The organism is Actinomadura darangshiensis, assembly GCF_004349235.1.
GTDB classification, from domain to species: domain Bacteria; phylum Actinomycetota; class Actinomycetes; order Streptosporangiales; family Streptosporangiaceae; genus Spirillospora; species Spirillospora darangshiensis.
Genome location: NZ_SMKY01000330.1, coordinates 1 through 9,098, shown reverse-complemented (window position 1 = coordinate 9,098; position 9,098 = coordinate 1). Strand labels below are relative to the sequence as shown.

Here is a 9,098-nt window from a genome sequence, read left to right as displayed (position 1 = left end):
GTGGTGTCGAGCGCGGTGGAGACGTCGGTGGGGCTGGCGGCGGGGCTGGCGCTGGCCGCCGCGCTGCCGGACCTGCCGTACGCGTGCGGGCTGGGGACGCTGTCGCTGCTGGAGGGCGACGTCGTCGGCGACCCGCTGGTCCCGGTGGCGGGTGAGATCGAGGTGCGCCGCCCGGTGGTGGACGAGGAGGCGCTGCGCCGCTGGGAGGCGCCCGCCGCGGGCTGGCGCGGGCGGGCGCTGGACGCGCAGGCCGAGCTGGGCGGCCCGGCGGTGATCGGGGTGGCGCCGTGAACCCGGCGACCGCGCTGGCCACCGTCCTGGTCGACGAGCTGCTGCGCTGCGGGATGACCGACGTGGTGCTGGCGCCGGGCTCCCGGTCGGCGCCGCTGGCGCTCGCGCTGCACGCCGCCGAGGAGGAGGGGCGGGTCCGCCTGCACGTGCGGGTCGACGAGCGGTCGGCGTCGTTCCTCGGGCTCGGCATGGCCAAGCGGTCGGGGCGCCCGGTCGCGCTGGTGTGCACGTCGGGGACGGCCGCGGCGAACTTCCATCCGGCGGTGGTCGAGGCGCACGAGTCGGGCGTCCCGCTGCTGGTGGTCACGGCCGACCGGCCGCCCGAGCTGCGTGACACCGGCGCGAACCAGACGATCGACCAGGTGAAGCTGTACGGGACGGCGGTGCGGTGGAGCACCGAGATCGGCGTCCCGGAGAACCGTCCGGGCATGGTGGCGTACTGGCGGTCGCTGATGAGCCGCGCGTGGGGGCTGGCACAGGCGCCCATTCCCGGGCCGGTGCACGTCAACGCGGCGTTCCGCGAGCCGCTGATCCCGGACGGCGACGAGACGTGGTGCGAGCCTCTCGACGGTGACGCGACGGGCGCGTGGACGAAGGTGCGCGCCGCCACACCGGGGTCGGTGCTGCACGTCCCGCCGACCCGCCGGGGCGTCCTGGTGGTCGGGGACGGCGCGGTGAACGTGAAGCGGTACGTGGCGGCCGCGTCGATGGCCGGCTGGCCCGTCCTCGCCGAGCCGAACGGCAACGCGCGCTACGGCGACCACGCGCTGTCGTCGCATCACTTCCTGCTGGGCGTGCCCGAGTTCGTGGAGCGGCACCGTCCCGAGGTGGTGGTGACGCTCGGGAAGCCGGGGCTGTCGCGTCCGCTGCTGTCGCTGCTGCGCCGTGCCGAGGAGCACATCGTCCTGGCGCCGGATCTGGCGCACTGGCCCGACCCGGTGCGGTCGGCGACGCAGGTGGCGCCGGAGGTGGAGATCCCGGTCGTGTCGGGCGACGACGCGTGGCTGAAGTCGTGGCGGACGGCGGACCTGGCCGCCGCGGCGGCCGTGGACGCGGTCCTGGACGCGATCCCCGAGGTGAGCGAGCCGCGGCTGGCGCGCGACCTGGTCGCGGCGCTGCCGGGCGGGTCGCTGCTGTTCACGGCGGCGAGCATGCCGATCCGCGACCTCGACCAGGTGATGCGGCCGCGGCGCGGCATCCGGATCATGGCGAACCGGGGCGCCAGCGGCATCGACGGCCTGGTGTCGACGGCGATCGGCGCGGCGCTGGCGCACAGCGGCCGCTCCTACGCGCTGCTCGGCGACCTGGCGTTCCTGCACGACCAGAACGGCCTGATCATCGGGCCGCGGGACCGCCGCCCCGACCTGGCGGTCATCGTGGTGAACAACCAGGGCGGCGGGATCTTCTCGCTGCTGCCGCAGGCGGCGCTGCACGGCCCGTTCGAGCGGGTCTTCGGCACCCCGCACCAGGTGGACCTGGAGGCCGTCGCCGCCGCGCACGGCGTCCCGTACCGGCGGCTGGAGGCGGCCGCGGACCTGCCGAAGGTGATGGCGGGGGAGGGGCTGCGCATCGTCGAGGCCCGCACCGACCGGGAGGCGAACGCCGCCCTGCACGGCGAGCTGCGGAAGGCGGCCCAAGCCGCCGTCCGCACCGTCCTCGCCTGATCTCCCCGATTTCAACTTACAACGTAAAGGCCTAGGCCCGGGTGCGGGCATCGGCCGCATCCGGAACAGCACGCCGCCCACCGGCCCGCTCGGATCGCACCAGGAAGCAGGCGACGGCGCCGGCCGCGACCACCGCGATGGGAAGGGCCAGCGTCGGCCGCATGGCATGGACGACCCCGTGCTCGAAGGCGGACGCCGCGACCTGCTGGATGTGGGGGGACTGGAAGCCGCCGGAGTGCCCGGTGCCGGCGGCCAGGCCGTCCTTGGCGGCACCGTCGAGGCCGGCGGCGAACCTCTCCCGGACGCCCGCCGGAAGCTCACCGGCCCGGTTGACGGCCTCCTGGTGGAGGGAGACGGCCAGCCGGTTCTGCAGCACCGCGCCGACCGCCGCACTTCCGATGACCGTGCCGATCTGCCGGACCGTGTTCAGCACGCCTGAGGCGGCCCCGGCCATCCTGGGGTCGACGTTGTACATCGCGACGGTGACCATCGGGCCGAACAGGCAGCCGATGCCGGCACCGGCCACGATCAGGGCCGGCTGGAACTCCCACCACGTCCGGCCGACACCGGCGACGCCGGTGAGCCAGGCGAGGCCGGCCGCGAACAGGGCCAGGCCGCTCATCAGGACGTACTTGCCGCCGAGCCGGTCCGCCATCCGCCCCGCGAACGGCGACAGCACCGCCGACACGACCATCGCCGGAGCCATCACCAGCCCGGCCTTGAGCGCGCTGAACTGCAGCACCGACTGCAGGTAGATCATCACCGGCAGGAAGAGGCCGATCATGCCCACCTGGACGGTCGCGGACACGAAGCTCATGACCGCGTAGCCGCGGTCGCGGAACAGCGCGAAGGGCAGCAGCGGCTCGCCGCCCTGCCCCTTGGCCTGGTGGACCAGGAACACCGCCAGCAGCAGGGCGGCGGCGCCGAGCAGCGCCCAGATCCCGGCGTTCCACGCGTACCGCTGGCCTTCGGTCAGCGCGAACGTCAGGCACGCCAGCGTCGCCGCGGCGAGGACGACGCCCGGGATGTCGAGCTTGTGGTGGGTGCCGTGCCGGACGTCCGGCACGAGCGTGACGGCCATGACGAGCACGAGCGCGCCGATCGGGACGTTGACGAGGAAGATCCAGCGCCAGCCCGCCGTGCTCACCAGGAGCCCGCCGAGCGTGGGCCCGGCGATCGTGGCGACCCCCGCGACCGCGCCCCATACGCCGAGCGCCGCGCCGCGCCGCTCGGCCGGGAACGTGCCGATGATGATCGTCATCGTCTGCGGTGCCAGCGCCGCCGCGCCCAGGCCCTGCGCGGCCCGGGCGGCGATGAGCTGGGCCGGGTCCTGTGCCAGGGCGCACAGCACGGACGCGGCCGTGAACAGCGCGACGCCCCCGATGAACATGGTGCGGGGGCCGCGCACGTCCCCGAGCCGCCCGGACGCGATCAGCAGCGCGGCCAGGGCGAGGATGTAGATGTTGATCACCCACAGCACCTCGTCCAGCGACGCGTGCAGGTCGCCGATCATGCTGGGGACGGCGACGTTGACCGCCGTCAGGTCCAGCAGCGTCATGAAGAACCCCAGGCTGAGCGTCAGCAGCACCGCCCAGGGATCGCCGCGCCATCTGCTCATGCGCTTCCCTCCGTCCAGGTCCCTCGGGGCCGGTCAGTTCTTGCCGGGCGCCTGCAGGCTCCAGAGCCGCCCGTCGGGGTCCCGGACGGTCATCTCCCGGGTCCCGTAGTGGGTGTCCTCGAACGGGGTGACCACGTCGACGGCGGGATCGGCGCGGAAGGCGTCCGCGTCGGCCACCTTCAGCGCGATCTGCACGCCCGGTTCCCGGTTCTCGGGGATCTCGACGACGACGAGGTAGACCCCTTCGCCGTTGCGGAACACGCCGGAGCCGTCGCCTTCGGACATCTCCAGCTCGAACCCCAGGGACTGGAAGAACTTCGCGGTCTTCCCCCAGTTGCGGGTCTCCAGGAAGACCGCCTCGATACCTTCGGTCGCCATGTCATGAGTCCTTTCCGGATGTGTTCTCTCGCTCTGCGTCATCGAGGTAGGCGCGCAGCGCCTCGGCGACCAGCGCCGACAGCGACGAGCCCGTTTCGATCGCGTGATGCTTGACCTGCCTGATCAGCTCCACCGGCAGGTAGACGTTGAACTGCTTGACCTCCGCATCGCCCATGGGTCGATGCTAGCATCCTAGTGTGCTAGCAAGCTAACCGGCGTATCGCGGGCGTATCGGAAACCGGATACGCCGCCGCAACGGGCCCTCATCTTCAGTTGGGGGCATGGACCACAGCAGAGCCCTCCGGCGGCGAGCCGTGGCGAACGATCCGTCCTCGGCCGCCAAGGCGCGCGTCCTCGCGGCCGTCACCCGGTTCGTCGCGGTGCTGCTGGTGCCGATCGCCTTCTGCCGCGCACCGGGCCGCGCCCGCTTCCTGGCCTGCCAGTGGGCGCTGAGCCTGCGCTTCCCCGCCGAGGACCTGCGCGGGCTGGCACCGCAGACGCTGGCGGCGTTCACGCACGCGCGGGCGGAGGCGTTCTGGCGCGACGGGCAGCTGATCGGCCTCACCTCGGGGCACCGCGATGCGGCGGAGCAGCAGCAGATCTTCGCCGCGGAGGTGCGGCGCAGCGGATCGGTGCCCGCGGCGCGGCGCCGGGTGCTGCCACCGGAGGAGTCCCGCCACGTGCAGGGGCTGGCGCTGGACGTCCGGCCGACCGAGGGCGCCCGGTGGCTCGAACGGCACGGCGGGCGGTACGGGCTCTACCGCGTCTACGACAACGAGTGGTGGCACTTCGAGTACCGCACGGCCGAGCCGGTCCGGCTGCCGCATCCGGATGCCCCGAGGGCGCGGGTTCCGGGCGTGATCGAGCGCCGATCGACGACCTTGCGGCCGACCTTGCTGACGCTGCCCGCGGCCGTGACCGCGAACGTGGCCGAGATCCGTGCGCGGACCCGGGGCACGGTCATGGCCGTGGTCAAGGCCGACGGTTACGGCCACGGCGCCGTCGCGGTCGCCAGGGCCGCCGTCGCCGCCGGTGCCGGCTGGCTCGGGACGACGAGTGTCGCGGAGGCGTCCGCGTTGCGCACCGCGGGGCTGGCGGTGCCGATCCTCACCTGGCTGCACCCCTCCGGGATCGACGCGGAGGCGGCGGCCGCCGCCGGTGTCGATGTCGCGGTCGGGTCGGTGGACGACCTCGGCGGGCTTCTCGCGCAGCGCGCGCCGTTGGTGCGGGTTCATCTGCACATGGACACCGGAATGTCGCGGGGCGGCTGCCCCCGCGGGCAGTGGGCCGAACTGATCGGTCTCGCTCAGCGCGGCCAGCAGGCCGGGAGGGTCCGTGTCGTGGGCGTCATGGGGCACCTCGCACTGGCCGACCAGGCCGACCCCGCGGCGAACGCGCCCGCGGTCGCCGCTATGCGCGAGGCGCAGCGCGCGGTCCGGGCGGCTGGACTCGGTTCGCCGCTCGCCCATCTGGCGGCCACCTCGGGGGCGGTGGCCGACCCGGCGACGCACTTCGGCATGGTCCGCGTCGGGGCTGGACTTGTCGGCATCGACCCGTCCGAAACCGTGGAGATGTGCGGCGCGTCCCGGCTGACCGCACCGATCGTGCACACGACGGCGGCCCCGGCCGGCACGCCGGTCGGTTACGGCGGCGCGTATGTCACCGACCGTGCCACCCACCTGAGCGTCCTCCCTCTCGGGTACGCCGACGGGATCCCGCGAGAGCGCTCGCCCGAGGCCGGCGTCGAGATCCGCGGGCGCCGTTTCCCGGTCGCCGGGCGGGTCTCGATGGACCAGATCGTGATCGACACCGGGGCCGAGTACTTCCCGCCCGGCACGTCCGCGACCGTGTTCGGCCCGGACGGGGGCGCGACCCCGACCATCCACGACTGGGCCCGCTGGGCCGGGACCATTCCGCACACCATCGTCACCGGCATCGGGCCGCGCGTGAAAAGGAGCATGGCAAATGAGGGGGAGCACGGCATATGAGGGGGAGGACCGCATGACACGGCGAATCGCGGTGATCGGCGGAGGACAGAACGCCGAGCACGACGTCTCCCTGGCCACCGCCGCAGAGGTCGCGGCGGCGCTGCGTTCCAGCGGCTTCGACGTCGACGAACTGACCATCGGCCGCGACGGGACGTGGAGGCGAGCAGCCGATGCGCTCGGATCCAATCCCATCGGTTCCCTGACGGCGGCATTGGACGTCATCGGACGTGCCGATGCCGTCTTCCCCGCGGTCCACGGCCCGTCCGGCGAGGACGGGACCCTTGCGGCGCTGTGCTCGCTGGCGCACACGCCGATGGCAGGCTCGGGCCTGCGCGCCGGAGCGCTCGGCATGGACAAATGGGCGACCAAACTCGTCGCGGAGGCCGTCGGGATCGACACCGCCCCCGGCCGGCTGGCGACGGCGGCGGAGATCGCCGGTATCGGCTTCACGGCCGACGTGGTAGTGAAGCCGGCCTCGGCCGGATCGAGTTTCGGTGTCGCCCTCGCCCGCGACCCCTCCCGGCTGCGCGCCGCGCTGCGCGACGCGGCGCGATTCGACGACCGGATCCTGATCGAGGACGTCGTCGAGGGCCGGGAGATCGATGTGGCCGTCCTGCGCGAGGCCGATGGCCGCCGATGGGCGGCGCCGCCGCTGGAGATCCATGCCGGCGGCCTGTTCGACACCCGGTCGAAGTACGACGGTTCGGCCCGGTTCACCGTGCCGGCCGACCTCGGCGGCGCGGACCGGGCGGCCCTGACCGGGGCGGCGCTGCGGATGTTCGACGCGCTCGGCTGCGCCGGGGTCGCCCGCATCGACTTCTTCCTCACCGGCCGCGGACCCGTGCTCAACGAGGTCAACACCATGCCGGGAATGACGGCCGAGTCGCAGGTACCGAGGATGTTCGCCGCGGCCGGGCTGCCCTACGAGCAGCTGGTGGCGCGCCTGGTCGACGCCGCCACCGTGCCCGGACCCGCGAGCCCGCGATCACCTCACATGAGGCCATGACCGCACGCCGCATACGCTGGCGATATGCCAGGCTGCATAGCCTGGAGCCATGCGTGTGCTTCTCGTGGAGGACGAGCCCTACCTGGCCGAGGCCGTCCGTGACGGTCTCCGGCTGGAGGCGATCGCCGCCGACATCGCCGGCGACGGCGACTCCGCGCTGGAACTGCTCAGCGTCAATTCCTACGATCTCGCGGTCCTCGACCGCGACATCCCCGGTCCCTCCGGCGACGAGATCGCCCGGTGGATCGTCGCGTCCGGCAGCGGCACCCCGATCCTGATGCTCACCGCCGCCGACCGGATCGACGACAAGGCCTCGGGGTTCGGGCTCGGCGCCGACGACTACCTCACCAAGCCGTTCGAGCTCCGCGAGCTCGTCATGCGGCTGCGGGCGCTGGACCGCAGGCGCGCGCACGCCCGGCCTCCGGTCTTCGAGATCGCGGGCCTGCGGCTGGACCCGTTCCGCCGGGAGGTCTTCCGCGACGGGGACTACGTCGCGCTCACCCGCAAGCAGTTCGCCGTGCTCGAGGTCCTGGTCGCCGCCGAGGGGGGTGTCGTCAGCGCCGAGGAGCTCCTGGAGCGGGCCTGGGACGCCAATGCCGACCCCTTCACCAACGCCGTCCGAATCACGGTGTCGGCGTTGCGCAAACGGCTCGGCGAACCATGGCTCATCGCCACGGTGCCCGGCGTCGGGTACCGCATCGACACCCGTTCTGGCAGTTCCCGTGAATAGGCGGCCGGGGCTGAGCGTCCGGTTGAAGCTCACCCTCAGCTACGCAGGGTTTCTCCTGCTCGTCGGTGCGCTCCTGCTGGCCGTGGTCTGGGTGTTCCTGCTGCGCTATGTGCCCGAGGGCACGCTCATGGGAGGGCCGGGGACCGGCAGGCACGGGGCGCCGCACGCGCTGTTCGTGCCCAACCGCTCCGACCTCCTGCACGCCTTCGCCCCCCGCGCGGCCCAGGCGATGGCGTTCCTCCTGGTGGCCGGTCTCGCGGGAGGGTGGATCCTCGCCGGCCGGATGCTCGCGCCGCTCACGCGGATCGCGGACGCGGCGCGGATGGCCGCGGACGGCTCGCTGTCCCACCGGATCCGCATGGAGGGTCCGAGCGACGAGTTCCGCGAGCTGGCCGACGTGTTCGACACCATGCTCCAGCAACTCGAATCCCACGTGAGCGAACAGCAGCGGTTCGCCGCGAACGCCTCCCATGAGCTGCGCACCCCGCTGGCGATCTCGCAGACGCTCCTGGACGTCGCCCGCAGCGACCCCAACCGGGACCAGCGCGAGCTCATCGAACGCCTCCACACCGTCAACACCCGGGCGATCGACCTCACCGAGACGCTCCTGCTGCTCAGCCGCAGCGACCGCAGGAGCTTCGCCCGCGAACCGGTCGACCTGTCCCTCGTCGCCGAAGAAGTCACCGAGACGCTGCTTCCCCTCGCCGAGAAGCGCCGGATCACGCTGTCGGCCACCGGCGAGACGGCACAGGCCATCGGCTCCGCGGAGCTCATCCTGCGGATGGTGACGAACCTCGTCCAGAACGCCATCGTCCACAACCTGCCGTCCGGTGGCACCGTGACGGTCCATACCGAAGCGCAGCACCACGGGGGCGTGCTGCGGGTCGAGAACACCGGTCATCAGGTCCCACCGGAACTCCTCCCGACCCTCACCGAACCCTTCCAACGCGGGACGCAACGCGTCCGCACCGACGAGCACGCCGGCGTCGGTCTCGGGCTGGCGATCGTGCACAGCATCGTCCGAGCGCACGACGGGACCCTCGACCTCGTACCCCGCCCGACCGGCGGCCTCCTCGTCACGGTCCGCCTCCCTGGTGGTACACCGCAGGCGCCGTCCCCGAACGGGCCAACTAGATCGGTGCCCGGGGGAGGGGAGGGAGCACACGCCCCGCCCCGTCCTGGATAGGGGAGCGCCAGCTGCCCGCTGTACCGCCCAACGCCGCTCAGATCACCACCGACACCGCCCTATGGCGGCCCAGCCCTCAGCCGGTCTCCTCAGATTCCCCCTATAACTTACAATGTAAAGGCCACGGGCGTGATGCAGCACCAGTTACACCAACACCCAAAACCAGCAACGACGAGAAGCGTCAGCGGGCGGTTGCCAGATCGGCGGGGATGGCAAGGGTGCCGGTAGGGGGAGGGT

General features: G+C 72.7%; 8 protein-coding genes and 1 pseudogene. 6 read left to right on the top strand and 3 right to left on the bottom strand.

The features are described 5' to 3' along the window. Positions 1-291: pseudogene (locus tag E1293_RS40140) on the top strand (o-succinylbenzoate synthase); the annotation flags it as partial. After that, the gene (menD, locus tag E1293_RS40135; protein WP_132204246.1) at positions 288-1,955 is read left to right on the top strand and encodes a 2-succinyl-5-enolpyruvyl-6-hydroxy-3-cyclohexene-1-carboxylic-acid synthase; all 1,668 of its coding nucleotides are present in this window, start codon (positions 288-290) and stop codon (positions 1,953-1,955) included. The pseudogene E1293_RS40140 and the gene menD, both read left to right, overlap by 4 nt. A 31-nt stretch (positions 1,956-1,986) precedes the next feature. Here the strand turns inward: menD and E1293_RS40130 are convergent, their stop codons facing one another. From E1293_RS40130 to E1293_RS40120, 3 genes are read right to left on the bottom strand one after another with little or no spacing between them, the layout of a single operon-like run. Beyond that, entirely contained in the window at positions 1,987-3,573 is a 1,587-nt protein-coding gene (locus tag E1293_RS40130; RefSeq protein WP_132204244.1) for a DHA2 family efflux MFS transporter permease subunit, read from the bottom strand. A 33-nt stretch (positions 3,574-3,606) separates the two neighbouring features. Beyond that, the gene (locus E1293_RS40125) at positions 3,607-3,951 is read right to left on the bottom strand and encodes a VOC family protein (RefSeq protein ID WP_132204242.1); all 345 of its coding nucleotides are present in this window, start codon (positions 3,949-3,951) and stop codon (positions 3,607-3,609) included. Position 3,952: 1 nt separating this feature from the next. Continuing rightward, positions 3,953-4,126: a ribbon-helix-helix protein, CopG family gene (locus E1293_RS40120; protein ID WP_132204240.1), complete on the bottom strand. Its 174-nt coding sequence runs from the start codon at positions 4,124-4,126 to the stop codon at positions 3,953-3,955. 106 nt (positions 4,127-4,232) lie between these two features. Between E1293_RS40120 and alr the strand changes: the two genes are divergently transcribed. The 4 genes from alr to E1293_RS40100 are packed head-to-tail and all read left to right on the top strand — an operon-like array spanning position 4,233 to position 8,861. Beyond that, on the top strand, positions 4,233-5,939 hold the full coding sequence (gene alr, locus E1293_RS40115; protein WP_132204238.1) for an alanine racemase: 1,707 nt from the start codon (positions 4,233-4,235) through the stop codon (positions 5,937-5,939). A 13-nt stretch (positions 5,940-5,952) separates the two neighbouring features. Beyond that, complete coding sequence (locus tag E1293_RS40110) at positions 5,953-6,945, top strand: D-alanine--D-alanine ligase family protein (RefSeq protein ID WP_132204236.1); 993 nt, start codon at positions 5,953-5,955, stop codon at positions 6,943-6,945. Between the two features lie 49 nt (positions 6,946-6,994). Further along, positions 6,995-7,675 carry a response regulator transcription factor gene (locus E1293_RS40105; RefSeq protein WP_207939381.1) on the top strand — a complete coding sequence of 227 codons (681 nt, stop codon included), beginning with the start codon at positions 6,995-6,997 and terminating at the stop codon, positions 7,673-7,675. Next, complete coding sequence (locus E1293_RS40100) at positions 7,668-8,861, top strand: sensor histidine kinase (protein ID WP_207939380.1); 1,194 nt, start codon at positions 7,668-7,670, stop codon at positions 8,859-8,861. Before E1293_RS40105 ends, E1293_RS40100 begins: the two co-directional genes overlap by 8 nt. The last annotated feature ends 237 nt before the right edge of the window (positions 8,862-9,098 follow it).

What these genes read in the sequence shown, in the direction of transcription:
- E1293_RS40130 (WP_132204244.1), bottom strand. Translation starts at nt 3,573, where the DNA reads ATGAGCAGATGGCGCGGCGATCCCTGGGCGGTGCTGCTGACGCTCAGC.
- E1293_RS40120 (WP_132204240.1), bottom strand. Translation starts at nt 4,126, where the DNA reads ATGGGCGATGCGGAGGTCAAGCAGTTCAACGTCTACCTGCCGGTGGAG.
- alr (WP_132204238.1), top strand. Translation starts at nt 4,233, where the DNA reads ATGGACCACAGCAGAGCCCTCCGGCGGCGAGCCGTGGCGAACGATCCG.
- E1293_RS40110 (WP_132204236.1), top strand. Translation starts at nt 5,953, where the DNA reads ATGACACGGCGAATCGCGGTGATCGGCGGAGGACAGAACGCCGAGCAC.
- E1293_RS40105 (WP_207939381.1), top strand. Translation starts at nt 6,995, where the DNA reads ATGCGTGTGCTTCTCGTGGAGGACGAGCCCTACCTGGCCGAGGCCGTC.
- E1293_RS40125 (WP_132204242.1), bottom strand. Translation starts at nt 3,951, where the DNA reads ATGGCGACCGAAGGTATCGAGGCGGTCTTCCTGGAGACCCGCAACTGG.